Raw genomic sequence first — 17,266 nt, forward strand, 5'->3', positions numbered from 1 at the left:
TAATGTAATCTAAATTTCATTTTTTCTGTTTTGAGCATTTTTTGTTTATAATGGTAAAGGAAAGAAATATGTGTACGGAGGAATATTATGCTGCAACACTCAATTACGAAAGATGAAATTATGATGATTGCGAATGAGTTCGTTCAAGGACTAGATCCACAGCAAACAGCTGATCAGGAACATGTCGCTACAGCTCGGCACCTATATCGTAGTGGTGTTGTCTACAACGTTGACTTTGATGGCTATACGCTATCAGGAACTGTAGATGCTGAAGGCAGCGTATATAGCGTCCATATCCCGATTCGTAACGTAGCTGAAAGCTATTGCGATTGCTTCGCACCAACGCAATGTGAGCATATGCTCGCTGTGTTACTATCTGCAGCGTCTAGTTTCGGGCAAGTAGGAGATGTATTAAATTTATTTAAAAATAATACGAAACCTTCTCTTCCTCCTATTCGAACTGCAAGACAAGTATTGCAATCATCAGCTTTTGAAGACACGGATTATAAAAGTTGGCAATCATATTTTGATAACGAATATGAATCATTTAAAAAAGAACAAGCTCGGCTTACTTATAAACAAATGTATTTTCTTATGAGTATTTTTACGGACTTCTATACGAAACTTGAGCGGAAGGCTCCGCGTATCGTTGTGATACATGAATTGTTCAGGTTACATGCAGCGCTTTATTGCTTTCAAAAATTATTAGAAGAAATTCAGGACTTTGAAGCAAATAAAACGTATTCTTATCACCAGCCTGTTAATGTCGTTCGCCTATTTGTAGATAAAGTGGAATCTATCGTTCGGGACTTACAATCAGAATCGATTCCTTCAGAGTCTAAATCAATTCTGCAAGAAACAGCTCGTCTCGTTCACGAAGTATTCTTCTCCACCGATGCCTATACGCAAGAGAGGTTCTTTATTTATCGTCACATATGGAGTGAACTGTTACACAATAACGAGCAACTACAAGAAGAAGAAAAACGAATTGGTACGAAAATGAATCCACTTTCTAAAGCATTAGCATCTTCTCATCTACTCTTTTTAAATGACGAAGATCGATTAGCGATGGACTTACTAAAAAAACAGCCTGCTTCTGTTGTAAGTCTCTACTTCTATTGGTTAGAAGAGTTATTAAATGCAATGAAATGGGATCGTGCGAAAAACTGGCTTTCCTTTACGTATAAACAAGTGAAGAAAACGATACATGAGCACGAAAATACAATTTTCATAAAAGATATCGTTCGCTTATTCGTCATCATGTATGAAACGTATGCAACCCATACAAATGAACAAGCTGGATTCGAAATGATTTTGCAAGAGCTATTACCATATAGTTTCGCAAACTATGAGCAATACGTACTGGCGAAAAAACAGTATCGAACATGGGCAGAACTTCAGCTCTTACATGGATTTGAAGCGATTGAAATTTTGAAAGAGCCGCTGAAAGATATTGAAAAGGAAGCACCAGAAGCAGCACTTCCTCTTTATCACCTTGCTGCTACCGAAGCTATTGAAGAGCGAAATCGCAAATCATATAGACGCGCAGTTCGTTACTTAAAGAAATTACGTACATTATATAAACGATTAAAGCGTACCGATGAATGGGATGCTTTCATTATTCACACCGCAAACTTACATTCACGTCTGCGTGCACTACAAGAGGAATTACGGAAAGGAAAATTAATCGATGATCAATCAAACTGAAGTAACAATTAGGCTCCAGCACGTTAGTCACGGTTGGTTCCTTTGGGGAGAAGATGATAGCGGTACTCCATTATCCGTAACAAGTTGGAAACGAAATGCATTTACATGGCACTCCACTTCCTTCTACGGCACGTTTCTAAAAGAAGCAACCTTTGAAGGAAGACAAGGTGTGATGCTAACAAACGCACAAGCATTTGAATACATCGCGAATAAACCGATGAACTCCTTTGCTCGTATTCAAATGAACGGCCCTATTACAGCACTTACGGAAGATGCGAACGAATTGTGGGATGCCTTCACAAGCGGTAGCTTCGTACCTGATATGGAGCGTTGGCCCAAACAACCATCTTGGAAAGTTCAAAATACTCCAATCGAAGATGAAACATTGGCATCTCTTTTCTCGGCTGCAGTAAATGAAAGCATATTACAAGATAACCGTTCAAATGACGGATGGGAAGATGCAAAAAGACTTTATGAACATTACGACTTTACGAAAAGACAATTAGACGCAGCACTACATGAAGAAGATTGGCTTCGAAAAATTGGTTACATTGAAGATGACCTTCCCTTTACAATCGGACTACGACTACAAGAGCCGCAAGAAGAATTTGAAATGTGGAAGCTTGAAACAATTGTTACACCAAAGCGCGGGGCACATCGCATATATGTATATGAGAGTATCGATTCTTTACCAAAACGATGGCACGATTATGAAGAACGTATTCTGGAAACACAAGAAAGCTTCAGTAAGCTCGTACCATGGCTAAAAGATGGTGATACATTCCGAAGTGAACTCTTTGAAACAGAAGCGTGGAACTTCTTAACAGAAGCAAGTAACGAATTACTCGCCGCAGGTATTACAATCTTATTACCATCGTGGTGGCAAAATTTAAAAGCGACAAAACCAAAATTACGTGTGCAGCTGAAGCAAAATGCTACGCAAACGCAATCTTTCTTCGGCATGAATACACTCGTTAATTTTGACTGGCGCATTTCAACGAACGGCATTGATTTATCAGAAAGCGAATTTTTTGAACTCGTTGAACAAAACAAGCGGTTATTCAATATAAATGGTCAATGGATGCGACTAGATCCAGCCTTTATTGAAGAAGTACGAAAGCTTATGAATCGTGCTGATAAGTATGGACTTGAAATGAAAGATGTCCTTCAGCAACATTTATCAAACACTGCTGAAACAGAAATTGTAGAAGAAGATAGTCCGTTTACCGATATTGAAATTGAACTAGATGGATATTATGAAGACTTATTCCAAAAACTATTGCACATTGGAGATATTCCAAAAGTAGATGTCCCTTCATCACTAAACGCCACACTCCGTCCGTATCAACAACATGGCATTGAGTGGTTATTATATTTAAGAAAACTTGGATTCGGCGCATTGTTAGCTGACGACATGGGACTTGGAAAGAGTATTCAAACGATCACTTACTTACTATATATAAAAGAAAACAATCTCCAAACAGGTCCTGCTTTAATCGTGGCTCCGACATCTGTTCTTGGAAATTGGCAAAAAGAATTTGAGCGTTTCGCACCGGATTTACGTGTTCAGTTACATTATGGAAGTAACCGAGCTAAAGGGGAATCCTTTAAAGATTTTCTTCAATCAGCAGATGTTGTATTAACATCTTATGCATTAGCTCAGCTTGATGAGGAAGAACTTAGTACGTTATGCTGGGATGCTGTTATTTTGGATGAAGCACAAAATATTAAAAACCCACATACGAAACAGTCTAAAGCAGTGCGAAACTTACAAGCAAATCACAAAATCGCATTAACTGGGACACCGATGGAAAACCGCCTTGCCGAGCTTTGGTCTATTTTCGACTTCATTAATCATGGATATCTTGGCAGCTTAGGACAATTCCAGCGCCGCTTCGTCTCACCAATTGAAAAGGACCGTGACGAAGGAAAAATCCAACAAGTTCAACGATTTATCTCGCCGTTTTTACTGCGTCGTACGAAGAAAGATCAAACAGTCGCATTAAACTTACCAGATAAACAAGAACAGAAAGCTTACTGTCCACTAACTGTTGAACAAGCTTCCTTATATGAACAACTTGTTCAAGATACATTGCAAAATGTAGAAGGATTAAGCGGAATTGAACGACGCGGATTTATATTACTCATGCTGAACAAACTTAAACAAATTTGTAATCATCCCGCTCTTTATTTAAAAGAAACGGAACCGAAAGACATCATCGAGCGTTCCATGAAAACGAGCACGCTCATGGAACTCATTGAAAATATAAAAGATCAAAATGAAAGTTGTTTAATCTTCACGCAATACATCGGTATGGGGAACATGCTAAAAGATGTGTTAGAAGAACACTTCGGTCAGCGTGTCCTCTTCTTAAACGGTAGTGTACCAAAGAAAGAACGTGACAAAATGATCGAACAGTTCCAAAACGGAACGTATGACATCTTCATCTTATCGTTAAAAGCAGGTGGTACAGGGTTAAACTTAACAGCTGCCAACCATGTCATTCACTACGATCGCTGGTGGAATCCAGCGGTAGAAAACCAAGCAACAGACCGTGCATATCGCATTGGTCAAAAGCGTTTCGTTCACGTTCATAAACTGATTACAACGGGGACACTTGAAGAGAAAATCGATGAAATGTTAGAAAGAAAACAATCATTAAACAACGCCGTCATTACAAGCGATAGTTGGATGACAGAACTATCTACAGATGAACTAAAAGAATTACTTGGTGTATAAAGTGAAACTTTAATCAGTGGGGGTTTTCTTCATCCCCCACCTGACTTCTTTGCTCTCGCTGAATTTTGAGGTGGGGGTCTTACTGCCCATTAAAGCGGGATAAACAAAAGGAGCTAATCTTTTCGAGATTAGCTCCTTTTTCTATTCCAAAACCAATTACTTATTATAATACCTGTTAATCCGCCGCACGTATCCAGTAATGAATCTTGCCACATCGGTGTACGATCGCCCGTAAACCATTGATGAATTTCATCAAATGTTGCATATCCCGCAACGAAAAGGAGAGCGTATATAAAACACCTTTTTCTCGAATAACCTGATCGATGAAAAGCGTAATACGTCAATGAACCGAGCATAAAGAACACCATAAAATGAGCACCTTTACGAAGGAAAAACTCAATAAATCCGCCTACACCTTTATTTGCAATACTAACAGGTGTACCACCGCCGTAATCGATAGATACCCATGAAAAATGCTCTTTCACAAACTCCACATTTACATATTGTTCAATATCCGAACGCATATCCTGCTTTTTATATGGTTGTGCCGAGGAATAGAAAATCAGCCCCATCCATAGTAAAACAGGAATCCAAAATAACCATTTACGATTCATTCTTCCGAAACCCCTCTCTTATTCTTTTAAGCGTACCAAAAAAAAGAATAAATTTCACGCCAAAACATGACATTTGCATCCTATTTATATAGTGAAAGGGGGTGATAAACATGGCAGTCGAAACAATCGTAATGGATTTAACTTTACGTCTCGTCTTAAACAATGGATTAGATAAGAATGGAAAAACAGTTTTTAAGAACAAACAATTTAAGCGCGTAAAAACAAACGCAAACTTAGAGCAAGTACAAAACGTAGCACGCGCTCTTGCTTCTTTACAAGCATCACCACTTCACGCTGTACAACTTGTTAGCACATCAGATCTTTCTAACCTTTAAGGTGGAAATGTAATCAGTGGGGATGCCCCTACTGATTACAAGATAAATAAAAAGGAGGAAACAACGTATGCAAGTACTAGAATTAATTTTCGCGAAAGAAGATGGAAAAACAGTTGTCTTTTCTATTGAGAAGCCGATCACACCTATTGATGCACAAGTCGTAAATCAAGTAATGGATACAATCCTTTCCTCATCTGTATTTTCATCAATTAATGAAAATACCCGAAAAAAAGGAGCTCGTCTCGTAGAAAGGACTGTATCTGAAGTTCCCATTACCTTATAGACAAAAAGACGAATCTGCATCATTTTGCAGATTCGTCTTTTTTCTTCGGCATTTCAATTGGAATAAAGATTTTTGAAAAACCGACGCATACATATTTATAGTGTTCTCCGCCGATATCAAATTCCGTCTTATATGTTGAGAGGAATATATAATCATCTCGCTTCGTATAATGATCGATTAACAATCCAACTTGCGGCTCAACATATTTTTTCGCCAACTTCTTACCAGCAGATGCTAAATCACCAAGGAGCCCCTCTTCATTTTCCTTTTGAACTTCGTCTAGCTTCTTACTTACATCATTACGTTTCATAAACTGCTTCGCTGCCCAATCCGTATATTCACCTTTACTCGGATTACTATTTGCTAAATATACTAGAAGAACAACAACTAGAGCCATAATAATATACCTTTTCTTCATACTATCTCACCGCCTACTCTTTTCTATTTTCATATATATGTACAAGCGATGCAAATTAGAAAGACTATCATCTATTGATTGTAAACGAATAGCTAAAATTTACAATATGAAATAAAAGATTAACAATTAATTTACTTAATTCGTATATAATTATATTGAGAATTATTATCATTTATAAAGGGGGAATTAAATTTATGAATGACGAAAATGATATTATTATTTCTAATTCTACAATGATGTTAGAACCATACAAGCACCCTTACTATCAGACAAAGATTATCGAAAGTAGCGGGAACCATCTTTACTCCTGTCAAACTGCTCTCCAACTCATCAAGCAATCTTGTCTAACCAATGTTCACTCTACTTATCAAGGTAGACGGAAAGCAGTTCAAACAAACTTTCATTTCAAACAAAATGTCCCGATTCCAATTAATCATCGAGAATATATTTGTGCTTTCCCAACAGAGTCTCCTTCTTCTCCAAACTGTATATGGCTATTTTATAACCATATAGATGACATAGAGTTTTTCAAAAAAAGTAAAAAAGCTACCATTCATTTTTCAAATGGTACAACTACAACGATACATATCAGTCCCCATAAGTTAAAACAACAATTATTAAAAGCCGGATATGTATTATCACGTATGAACATGCAAGATTCACTACAATTTAAAAGCCTCTTACTACATTTACTACCTTAACAGAATAAGTAGAATGGAAAGCAATATCACTTGCCTTCCATTCTTATGATAATGTTTATCCTCTTAAGCTATTTCGCATTTTCTCAAGTGCTCGCCGGTACACCCACCTTACTTGATAATAGGTCATCTCTGTCTCTAAAGCGATTTCCCCCATCGTCTTTCCTACAAAAAAACGTTCAAAAATAATATACTTCTCCTCCTCATCTAATACACTCATAAAATCCTTCGCTCTCATTTCAATATCTTCAAAATGAAAGATATCCTCATACTCTCCTACACATACACACTTTTCTTGCACTGCAAACTCTTTCTTCAATCTTTCTAATATATAACCACGTACCGTTACAACTGCATATGCTGGGAAACTTCCTTTCTCCGGATCAAACTTTTCATACGCATGCCAAAGACCAATTAACCCACATTGATAATACTCTTCATAATCTTGATAGATCCCTAACTTCTTTATTTGATTTACAATCAATCCTTCATACAACAAAACTGCCTCTTTAAAAGTCGCTGGCTTCACACAGTACCCACTTCTAAAAGGTATACCTCTTTGTTATTCCGCCGGTACCTCCACAATATAAAAATAAAGAGGGGAATTCACTGTGAGTAATTTTAAATACAACCGCCGAAATTTGAAATTACAATGGGTAGAATTTGAAATTTTGCTGGTCTTATTTGAAATAAGGGTAAAAATAAAAAAGGTGACCCCCTTAAAGAGTCACCCTTTAATTCAATCATATTATTATACAGGTAAACCAGGTAAGAACTTTGCAATCAATACAACAATCGCAGCTAGGAATCCCGCTTTAATAATGAATAAAACAATAATTGGAATAGCTGCTTTCACTTTACTTAATCCTGCTGTAACTTGTAATCCTAACCAAATTAAAACTAAATTCCATAAATAGAACAATTCAATTGTATTACCAATTCCATATGCAAGTGAACCTTGATCGAATAGTGGTCCTAAACTTGTATACGCAGTTGGTCCAGCACCTAAAATTAAAGCTATAATACCATTAATAAGTCCACCAATAACAACAACAATATCCGCATATACAATAATCATTACTATTTTTTTATAAGAAGTATCATTCCCATAGAACATCATAAACACCTTATAAATAGCTGCAACAACTAATGTTGCAATCATAACACCTACTATTCCCCATATCGTACTAGAAATTAAATCTGATGCAAGCGAACCCTGCTTTGCAAATTCGCCTCCCAATTTCTTTTGCATTTCAATCATCTCAGGTGATGTATACGTAATATACGAATTTAAACCACCCACAAGTCCTTGTAATAGCGCCACTATGAAGAACATACCCCAAACTTTCTCAGTCGTCTTCATTCTCTCAAACTGTAAACCAGGAGAAGTAATCATTCCGAACAATGATGGCTTCTCGCCGCCAGCTTTTTGCGTATTCACATTAGCTTCCATTATAACGCCTCCTTCTATTTATATAACCCGTTCTAACGGGCGGTTCACTTCCTCACATAGAGGCTACGAACCGCCCACTAGAACGGTAATGTGTAGTTCTACTACACTAGTAATTACTCATAACGAAGTGCTTCAATTGGATCTAATTTCGCAGCTTTATTCGCTGGAATTAATCCGAAAATAATGCCGAGTGTCATCGAGAATAATACGCCGCCAACGACAACTTCCCATGAAACAAGAGGTGGCCATTTTGCGAATGTGGAAACGATATATGCTCCGCCATATCCAAGACCAATTCCGATTAAGCCGCCTAGAAGTGTTAACATAACTGCTTCAATTAAAAACTGTAATAAAATTTTACTACGCGTTGCCCCAAGTGCTTTACGTATTCCAATTTCGCGCGTACGCTCCGTTACAGATACTAGCATAATGTTCATAACACCGATACCGCCAACGACTAATGAAATACCTGCAATACCGCCGATGATCATCGTCATAATACCAGTTACTTTAGAAACATTTTCTTGGAATTCTTTTAAATTCACCAGTTCATATTTACCTGGAATTTCACTTGGCTTACGACTATTTAATACATCCACAGCTTGTTTTCCAGCTGCTTCTAAATCGTCTACATTTTTAGCTTGAATTGCGATATTTTGAATATCATCTGTTCCGAATAAAACAGGCCATAATGTAAGAGGGATTAACGCTTCTTCCATTTCAAATCCCATAAACTCATTATCAGATGTATACACACCGACAATTTGCATCGGTTGTCCTTTCATCTCAATAATTTGCCCTACTGGGTTTACGTCCTTAAATAACGTTTCTTCTGTTTTTGTACTAATCATCATAACGTTATTTGCATGAGTAATATCTGATTCACTTAAAGTACGTCCCTTTACGACCTTTACTTTATTAACGGCAAAATATTCATTATCCAGACCAATAACATTCAGATTTGCCTTTTTATCATTTACATCAAGTATCTCCATTCCCTGATTTGTTGTAATAACGTGGGATACATCCTTCACTTGTTTTACTTCCATAATATCTTCTTCCGTTAACTTCGGTATTTCATGCCCGCCCATATTAAATTCATCATTAATATCTGCTTTAAATTGAATTGGCATAAGATTATTACCGCCAGAACCTGCGAATTTCGACTTCAGCATCGCTTCTCCGCCTTGCCCAATTGCAACGACAGTAATAATCGAACCAACGCCGATAATAATACCTAGCATCGTAAGAGCTGAACGCAGTTTATGAGCTAAAATAGAAGAGAGGGCAATTTTTATACTATCTAGTAAACTCATACCGCACACCTTCTATCTTCTGTAATTTTCCCGTCTCGCAGTACAATGCGGCGGGAAGAATACGCTGCTACTTCCTCTTCATGCGTAACCATAACAATTGTCGTACCTTCTGCATTAAGCTTTGTGAAAATATCCATAACTTGCTCACCAGACTTCGTATCAAGCGCACCAGTCGGCTCATCGGCCATAATGAACGTTGGATTATTCGCGATCGCTCTTGCAATTGCGACACGCTGCTTCTGTCCACCTGACAATTCGTTCGGTAAATGATGCACGCGGTCTGCTAATCCGACTTTACCAAGCGCCTCTAAAGCACGCTTCCGACGTTCTGCTTTCTTTATGCCACCATATACGAGCGGAAGCTCAACATTTTCGACTGCTGAAAGACGCGGAAGCAGATTAAAGTGCTGAAACACAAAACCGATATATTCATTACGAATTAAAGCAAGCTTTGACTCGTCTGCTGTTAAGATATTCACATCATTCAACATATATTCGCCTTCTGTTGGACGATCTAAACAGCCGATAATATTCATCAGCGTTGACTTACCAGAACCAGACGGTCCCATAATCGAAACGAACTCCCCGCCTTGAATTGTTAAACTAATACCATGCAAAATCGGCACTGCCAATTTTCCTTGATAATACGTTTTAGCAATATTATTTAACGTAATCATTTCTCTTTCACTTCCATTCCGTCATACACATCGTCGGAAGGATTTTTAACCACCTTTTGCCCCACTGTTACGCCTTCAGTAACCTCTGTCCAGTCTCCATCAGTAGAACCTTTTTTCACATTTTGTTTGCGAAGCTTTCCTTTATCCTCAACATAAACAAATGCATCACCGTCTTTTTCTACAATGCTCTTAGTCGGAACAGCAACCATCTTCTTATTCTCTAAATTTACTTGCAATGAAACGTGATAACCTGGAGATAAACCATCTTGACTATCAAGACTTGCTTTATATGTATATTGAGACATATTTTGAGTCGCTTCACCCATACCGCCAGCTTGCGCCATCTCTGCACTCGTTGGGAATTCACTTACTTCTGTAATCTTACCTGTCCACTTCTTCTTATTATTTGCTTTCGCAGTAACAGTAAATGTTTGATCCTTTTGAATTTGTGACTTTTGAAGCTCAGTTAACGTTCCTTGAATTTGGAATGGATCTTTAGAAGCCACTTGTAAAAAGGCTTTCCCTTGACCACCTAACGCTTGAGATGAGCTTTGCGCCGCATCTTTATCTAACTTTTGAACAACACCAGCAAAATTACTATAAATCGTAAGCTCTTTCTGCTTTTTACTTAACTCTTCTTTCTGCAACTTCCCTTTTTCTTTCTCAAGATCAGTTGTCTTTTGTGCTATCTCTAACTCACTTACTTGCTCTTCCATCGGATCTGTTACTTCTTTCCCAGCTCCGCTATCTTTCGCTTTCTTAATTTCTTTCTTCAGCGAATCAATTTTCTTCTTCCCTTGATCATAACGCATATCTGCCATCTTCTGATCAAGCTCAGCTTGCTTCATTTGAAGATTAATCTCTTCATTATCATAAGAGAATAACTTCGCACCCTTCTCTACCTCTTGTCCTTCTTTTACCTCAATATCTTTCACTTTTCCTTTAGTCGGATCCGCATAAAAACTTTCAATATTCCCAGGTTTCACTTGACCTGAAATTAACTTCGTATTATTCAGCTTACGCTCCGTTACCTTCTCGAAACTTACAGCATCAGCAGATGTTGATGCCCCCTTCTTCTTCCCTTGCATTACAAAAATATTAACTGCTGCTACAATAACAATTAGTGCAATAACCCCGATAATAATCCATTTCTTCTTCTTGTTTGGAGTACGAACCGTATTTGGTACCATATTCTCTCTCCTTTTTATAACTTAATAGTTTAATATAAAATTGTATAAAACTTTCTGAAAATGAATTACATATTATTACATTCTTTTTACAAAGTTTTACACATCCATTTATATTGTAACAAAAATTCCAATGATTAGAAATATGACATTATGTCTTTTAAGATAGATTTAAGGAAAGATTATAGTAATATAAGAAAAGCTATCCTTTATTAATAAACTTCTCACAAAGATAAATTATTAAAATTATTTTCCTAATTGCATCACTATCATTTTTGTCATATATATTTGACTTTTCATTTATTCAACTATAAAATGTCACATATACATGACATTCCGGTGCACAAGGTCTACAACTATTAACTAGGAGGTTTATATTTGAATAACGTTAAACAATATCGAAAATCTGAAGGTCTCTCGCAGCTAGAATTAGCTAAAAGAGTTAAAGTGGCGAGACAGACAATAAACTTAATTGAAAACAATAAATATAATCCCTCTTTAGCCTTATGTATCGAATTAGCAAAAGCACTAAAAACAGATTTAAACAGTTTATTTTGGGAGGGAGATTAAATGATGAAAATTGAATGGAAAGAAAGAGTTTATAATAGTTTTGTTGGAACAATGAGTGAGCGAGATGAATATCAAAAACAAGAAATCAATAAAGAATTATCTGTAGCTGGAATTGGTTTATGGTGGTTAAATATGTTGGTCATGCTTATTATGTTACTTGTTGATACTATGAATCATACAATATCTATAGGAACTATATTAGTTTTTCTATCTAATATGATTTACGCTAATTATTTAGCCTTTAAATTTAAGAAAAAAGGTTTAAGTGATACTGAATGTGCAACACAAGAAAAAATTAAGAAAAGCTGGCTTAAAAGCAGGTTTGCTTTGGGGCTTTCAAATGTTTGTTTTTATGAATTATATCCTTCCCTATGTAGGTTCAGAGGAAATCTCTATTTCTTTATTTGATGTTGTACTTTGGAGTTGTGCCGGTGGATTTTTTGGTCTAACTATGTACATATTCGGTTTATGGAACCTAAAAAGATTATATTAAATAACAAAAATCATTTACATATTAAACTTCAATTTTACATACTGTTTGTTTTTCCTAATATAAAAGCTATCCAATCACAATTGGATAGCTTTTCAAACAAAATATTACGCTGCTTTAGGAGCTTTGCTTTCATGTCCACGTTGAACGATGAACAAGAAGATTGTTGATAAAATAGCACCTGTTAATAGTAAGATGAAACAACCATCCCAGCCAGAACGATCAACAATAACACCGATTGCTGCGTTTGCTACAAGACTTCCGCCTACGTAACCGAACAGACCACACATACCAACTGTCGTACCTACTGCAAATTTCGGTACTAATTCCATCGCACTTAAACCAATTAAGAACTGTGGTACATAAATTAAACAACCGATAATAGAAACTGCAATACTTATAACAAGTATGCTAGTTGCTTGCCAATACACAAACGTACCAATAACAACTCCGACCATACTAAAGATACATAATGGCATACGTTTTCCTTTAAATAATTTATCACTTAAAAGACCAACGATTAATGAACTTGGAATTGCCATACCTTCAAAGATTGTGTACGCTGCGTGTGCTTCATTTTTTGAGAACCCTTTAACTGTCGTTAAATACAGTGGAACCCAGTTAATAACACCGAAGCGAATTAAATACACAAATGCATTTGCAATACATAAGAACCATACAAATTTATTTTTCACTACATACTTCATTAAAATTTCTTTTGGTGACATCTTGTTAGCATTGTCTGCTTTTTCAAGATTTTCATAGTCATTACGATACTCATCAATTGGAGGAAGACCTTCTGATTCTGGTGTATCCTTCGCATTAATCCAAACAAGAACTGCAATTACCATTGCGATAATCGCTGGGAAAATAAACACGCCGCCTTGCCAATGATTTTCACCAAAAATACCTACACCAATTCCGACAAGTGGTGGTACAAGCATTCCACCAACGTTATGTGAAATATTCCAAAGACCTGTTTTCGTACCACGTTCTTTCTTCGAAAACCATTTCGTCATAACGATACTACAAGGAGGTGCTCCCATACCTTGTACAATACCATTCACAACAAGTAATGTAACGATCATCCCAAATGAAGATGCAAAACCGAAACAAATATTTACAAGCCCTGATAAAAATAAACCGACCGCGATAAAGCGCTGGGCGAAAGCTTTATCTGATAAATTCCCCATAAAGAACTTACTAAATCCATAAACAATTGCCATTACTGAACCTAGTAGACCAATTTCAGCTGTACTAAATCCAAATTCTTCTACTAAATATGTGCTTGATAACGTAAAGTTACTACGAACTAAATAATAAGCAGCATACCCAACTGAAATTCCGATTAACACACGAATACGTAGTAATCGATATACACGGTCGATCATATCCGCAGGCAATCTTTCAATTGCAGGTGCTGGCTTGAGCCATTTAAACATATTCTTTCGTCTCCTTTTCTCACTTCTGAGAGAGACGTTGTCTATTCCATATCTCGATTATTCCGCTATTTGATATATGTTGGTTCGTTCTTCTAACCGGCTGTCCTTCTATTTCTTTCTCGTTCTTCGCAAACATTGTTGGCACGCCAAACGAAACCTTTTCTAAAATGTGACCCGCTTCTTCTGATAAACAATAATCAATAAATAAATCCGCAATAATACCATTCGGTGCACGCTTTAGTTTCGAAATCGCATTAACAGATAGCCCTGTTTGCTCAGGTACGATACTTACAACTGGAAAGCCTTGTTTTTGAAGCATTCTTTGATCTCCCATGAAGTTGATGCCTATCATATATTCACCACTCGCAACAAGCTCTACTGGCATGTAACCATTCACTGTCACTTCACCAACTTGCCCTGCAAAGTTCTTAACATATTCTTTCGCTTCCTCTTCACCTACAGTATCAATAAGTGATTGAAAAAACGTATAGGCTGTTCCTGAAACATTTGGATCTGGCATAACAATCTTTCCCTTATATACTGGATTTAATAAATCTTGCCACCTTGATGGATAAGGAAGTCCGAGCGGTGCTAATTCTTCGTTCCACCACTCTTTATTGATCGCAATTGCCAGCTTCTCTACTTCATAACCGTACCAATAACCGTCTTTATCTTTCACAGTTTTTGAAATACGGTTCGCATGCTGACTCGTAACAGGAATAGATAGATTTTTTTGCTTCATCATTTGATGCGCGTCTACCGTACCGCCAATAATAATATCCGCTTTCGGATTTCCAGCTTCCTCTTCTACCCTCCGAAGAAGCTCTTCTGTCGAAAGACGAATAAATTCATACGTACAGCCGCGTGGTTTACAAAATGATGAAAGCAACGCTTCCCCAACTTCCTCGCGAGCCGCTACATACGCAACTAGATGACGATCATTCAAAATAGGGAGACCACTTTTATTATATTTAATAGAGGTTGTATCTCGAGAGCAACTAGACATCGCTCCTCCAATTACTAGCAAAAAGAAGAAAAAGGCTATCTTTCTCATGACACATTCTCCTTTACAAATACATTTGCGAGGGAGCTTCTCATATACATGACATTCCCATTATTATCACCGAGATATTGCACAACGAAATACGATGGATACACAGAAATAGTAAGAATGTCTTCACGCTCATTCTTTATACGCTTACCAGTTTTATAAGCGGTAATATAAGCGATCGGTTCATTCTGTGACTGTAATAACTTCTGAATTTCTCCGTAATCTGTAATTTGCTTTGCGTACCGAATCGAATCAAGTATGTGCGTAAGATTCACCGCACGTTCTACACCACCTTGGCGTACTATGACACCTTGTGCTGACGCAAAAAAATCATGAATACGTTCTGGTGTGTAATACAGGCTTAACAAATACGTTTGCAATGCTGAAATCATTGGATCCGTACCATTCTTTCCGTACATATCAGCCTCGTACTGGAACAAGTCACCTACTGCAAAAGTACGTTTCTGTCCATTCAAGTACGTTACTTCTCCAGTAAATACTTGTTCTTGATTCTTAGCTTCACTCGGATTGATTTGAATTCGGTCAAAGAATGAAACAATCGTATGCAAACGAACTTCATCCGTTATAACAATTTCTCCCCACTTTTCATGCCTAACCTTCATTTCAGTAGGCAGGGATTCATTCACTCTTTGTAAAACAGCTTGTTTGTCATTCACGATTTTGATCCGATTATATATTTGCTTCTCCATCACATAAAACAAAATAAGAGAAACGATTATACAAAGGACAAACATAAGAATTTGAAATGATAGCCTTTTCATTTCTGCCTACCTCCAAGATAAAAAAACGTTGTTTCGAAAATACCGCATAATTGTTTCATAAATGTATCATTTAACCGCTTTCAAGTTTTTTATGTCTTCCATCCGTCTCGGAAGTAAGAATGTAATAAATATTGTAGTACCAACCTCTTCACTACTCTCAATTCGCATACTTCCGCCCTGCTTATTCATAATCTCCTGACAAATATACAAACCATACCCATTCCCGTAACTAGAAGAAAGTACCTTCCCTTCTGGCGATTCATTCCACTCTGCCAGCACACCTTCATCTATACCAATGCCATCATCATGAACAAACACCTTCGCCTCACGTTCATTTACAATGACATTCATACGAATTTGCGTAGCATCGCTATATTTTATCGCATTATCAAGTACGTTTAAGAAAATCTGTTTTGTCTTATCGAAATCGGCAACAACATATACATCTGTTAACTCATTAATAACTTCAATCTCAAATTTCTGCAAGCGAGGTTTCACAATTGAAACTGCTTCTTCGGCTAAATCCTTTATATTCACAACTGTAGGTGATATTTCAAACGTACTCGTCCCGTACTTTGAAGACTTAAGTAATTCCTCTACAAGTGATAATAAACGCTCACTTTCTACAGCTACATAGCGCAAGCTCTCCTGTACATCTTCCTTCGCCTTTAACTTCGGAATTAAATCCACATAGCCAATAATCGCCGTTAGCGGTGTTTTTAGCTCATGCGTAATACGGTCTAAAAAATCTTTCTGCTTCTCTTTCTCTTCCTTCAATTGCTTAATATGTAGTTCAATCCCATCAGCCATCGCATTAAAAGACGCTGAAAGCTGAGCAATTTCCACATATTCATTTAGCTCAATCTTACTTTTATAATCACCATTCGCAAGCCGGTGCGCCATTTGCCTTAACTGATCAATCGGCTTATGAAGAGACTTCGCCAAACGAATCGCAAAGAAAATACCTGCAGCTACGAGACAAAGAGACGTCATTAAAAACGTCCAACCGACATTTGTTAAAACTTCCTTCTCACCCGTTAACTCATTTATAAAACGAACACTACCAATGACATCGTTTCCATAATACACTGGGCTTGAAAACAAAAGAATTGGAGCTAGGTCTCCCTCTTCAAACACATAAGATTTCTTCCCCTTCAAGGAACTCTCAATATCAATATTCCGATGAAGAAGTGCTCCCTTTTGCGTATCCGCCACAACATCCCCATTCTTCCCAATCATCTGTACACGGACATCCATGCGCTTCGCTAAATACGAAGCAATTAAAAGTGAATTCGGACCGAGCGTCTCTACCTCTGCTTCCTTCTCTAAATAATTCATCGTATAAATTTGTGCTTCTACACTTAACTTTTCTAAAGAATTTGCCGCGTTATGATACATATTCTTTTCTAACGTAATATAAACAACTGCGTACAAAAGAACAAATATCGGGATTAACAGCCCAACGATTCCAAACACCATATTTCTTTTTAAAGACATACCATC

General features: G+C 37.1%; 17 protein-coding genes and 1 pseudogene. 7 read left to right on the forward strand and 11 right to left on the reverse strand.

The features are described 5' to 3' along the window. The first annotated feature begins 87 nt into the window (after positions 1-87). On the forward strand, positions 88-1,707 hold the full coding sequence (locus ACTFRS_RS22120; RefSeq protein ID WP_139868418.1) for an SWIM zinc finger family protein: 1,620 nt from the start codon (positions 88-90) through the stop codon (positions 1,705-1,707). Continuing rightward, positions 1,691-4,447: a DEAD/DEAH box helicase gene (locus tag ACTFRS_RS22125; RefSeq protein ID WP_440025015.1), complete on the forward strand. Its 2,757-nt coding sequence runs from the start codon at positions 1,691-1,693 to the stop codon at positions 4,445-4,447. The genes ACTFRS_RS22120 and ACTFRS_RS22125 overlap by 17 nt, the downstream gene beginning before the upstream one ends. A 128-nt stretch (positions 4,448-4,575) precedes the next feature. On the opposite strand, the gene ACTFRS_RS22130 is transcribed toward ACTFRS_RS22125, so the two are convergent. Further along, entirely contained in the window at positions 4,576-5,061 is a 486-nt protein-coding gene (locus ACTFRS_RS22130; RefSeq protein ID WP_001080717.1) for a VanZ family protein, read from the reverse strand. 110 nt (positions 5,062-5,171) lie between these two features. Between ACTFRS_RS22130 and ACTFRS_RS22135 the strand changes: the two genes are divergently transcribed. Beyond that, positions 5,172-5,396 carry a DUF1659 domain-containing protein gene (locus tag ACTFRS_RS22135; RefSeq protein ID WP_014893407.1) on the forward strand — a complete coding sequence of 75 codons (225 nt, stop codon included), beginning with the start codon at positions 5,172-5,174 and terminating at the stop codon, positions 5,394-5,396. Positions 5,397-5,463: 67 nt separating this feature from the next. Then, complete coding sequence (locus tag ACTFRS_RS22140) at positions 5,464-5,679, forward strand: DUF2922 domain-containing protein (protein ID WP_431085076.1); 216 nt, start codon at positions 5,464-5,466, stop codon at positions 5,677-5,679. 19 nt (positions 5,680-5,698) lie between these two features. Here the strand turns inward: ACTFRS_RS22140 and ACTFRS_RS22145 are convergent, their stop codons facing one another. Beyond that, positions 5,699-6,097, reverse strand: coding sequence for a DUF4359 domain-containing protein (locus tag ACTFRS_RS22145; protein ID WP_440025012.1), 399 nt, complete (start codon positions 6,095-6,097; stop codon positions 5,699-5,701). Between the two features lie 194 nt (positions 6,098-6,291). Between ACTFRS_RS22145 and ACTFRS_RS22150 the strand changes: the two genes are divergently transcribed. After that, the gene (locus ACTFRS_RS22150) at positions 6,292-6,798 is read left to right on the forward strand and encodes a competence protein ComK (protein WP_074567492.1); all 507 of its coding nucleotides are present in this window, start codon (positions 6,292-6,294) and stop codon (positions 6,796-6,798) included. A 55-nt stretch (positions 6,799-6,853) separates the two neighbouring features. Here the strand turns inward: ACTFRS_RS22150 and ACTFRS_RS22155 are convergent, their stop codons facing one another. From ACTFRS_RS22155 to ACTFRS_RS22175, 5 genes are all read right to left on the reverse strand, one after another. Next, positions 6,854-7,324, reverse strand: a complete 471-nt coding sequence (locus tag ACTFRS_RS22155; RefSeq protein ID WP_431085075.1) for a sigma-70 family RNA polymerase sigma factor — start codon at positions 7,322-7,324, stop codon at positions 6,854-6,856. Between the two features lie 222 nt (positions 7,325-7,546). Then, complete coding sequence (locus tag ACTFRS_RS22160) at positions 7,547-8,248, reverse strand: Yip1 family protein (RefSeq protein WP_139868426.1); 702 nt, start codon at positions 8,246-8,248, stop codon at positions 7,547-7,549. Between the two features lie 113 nt (positions 8,249-8,361). After that, on the reverse strand, positions 8,362-9,564 hold the full coding sequence (locus tag ACTFRS_RS22165; protein ID WP_073540468.1) for an ABC transporter permease: 1,203 nt from the start codon (positions 9,562-9,564) through the stop codon (positions 8,362-8,364). Then, positions 9,561-10,241: an ABC transporter ATP-binding protein gene (locus ACTFRS_RS22170; RefSeq protein ID WP_000631615.1), complete on the reverse strand. Its 681-nt coding sequence runs from the start codon at positions 10,239-10,241 to the stop codon at positions 9,561-9,563. The genes ACTFRS_RS22165 and ACTFRS_RS22170 overlap by 4 nt, the downstream gene beginning before the upstream one ends. Further along, positions 10,238-11,431, reverse strand: coding sequence for an efflux RND transporter periplasmic adaptor subunit (locus ACTFRS_RS22175; protein WP_431085073.1), 1,194 nt, complete (start codon positions 11,429-11,431; stop codon positions 10,238-10,240). The genes ACTFRS_RS22170 and ACTFRS_RS22175 overlap by 4 nt, the downstream gene beginning before the upstream one ends. A gap of 375 nt (positions 11,432-11,806) precedes the next feature. On the opposite strand from ACTFRS_RS22175, the gene ACTFRS_RS22180 reads away from it, so the two are divergent. Both ACTFRS_RS22180 and ACTFRS_RS22185 read left to right on the forward strand, forming a co-directional pair. Then, positions 11,807-11,998: a helix-turn-helix transcriptional regulator gene (locus ACTFRS_RS22180; RefSeq protein WP_001067018.1), complete on the forward strand. Its 192-nt coding sequence runs from the start codon at positions 11,807-11,809 to the stop codon at positions 11,996-11,998. Then, positions 11,999-12,491: pseudogene (locus ACTFRS_RS22185) on the forward strand (DUF3278 domain-containing protein). Between the two features lie 104 nt (positions 12,492-12,595). Here the strand turns inward: ACTFRS_RS22185 and ACTFRS_RS22190 are convergent. The 4 genes from ACTFRS_RS22190 to ACTFRS_RS22205 form a co-directional block, all read right to left on the reverse strand. Then, the gene (locus tag ACTFRS_RS22190; protein ID WP_044791980.1) at positions 12,596-13,930 is read right to left on the reverse strand and encodes an MFS transporter; all 1,335 of its coding nucleotides are present in this window, start codon (positions 13,928-13,930) and stop codon (positions 12,596-12,598) included. A gap of 19 nt (positions 13,931-13,949) precedes the next feature. Next, positions 13,950-14,984 carry an ABC transporter substrate-binding protein gene (locus tag ACTFRS_RS22195; protein ID WP_440025008.1) on the reverse strand — a complete coding sequence of 345 codons (1,035 nt, stop codon included), beginning with the start codon at positions 14,982-14,984 and terminating at the stop codon, positions 13,950-13,952. Beyond that, positions 14,981-15,763, reverse strand: coding sequence for a DUF3919 family protein (locus ACTFRS_RS22200; protein WP_440025006.1), 783 nt, complete (start codon positions 15,761-15,763; stop codon positions 14,981-14,983). The genes ACTFRS_RS22195 and ACTFRS_RS22200 overlap by 4 nt, the downstream gene beginning before the upstream one ends. 66 nt (positions 15,764-15,829) lie before the next feature. After that, positions 15,830-17,260 carry a HAMP domain-containing sensor histidine kinase gene (locus tag ACTFRS_RS22205; protein WP_440025004.1) on the reverse strand — a complete coding sequence of 477 codons (1,431 nt, stop codon included), beginning with the start codon at positions 17,258-17,260 and terminating at the stop codon, positions 15,830-15,832. Positions 17,261-17,266 lie beyond the last annotated feature (6 nt).

Source organism: Bacillus cereus group sp. MYBK139-1, assembly GCF_051916915.1.
Taxonomy (GTDB): domain Bacteria; phylum Bacillota; class Bacilli; order Bacillales; family Bacillaceae_G; genus Bacillus_A; species Bacillus_A pacificus.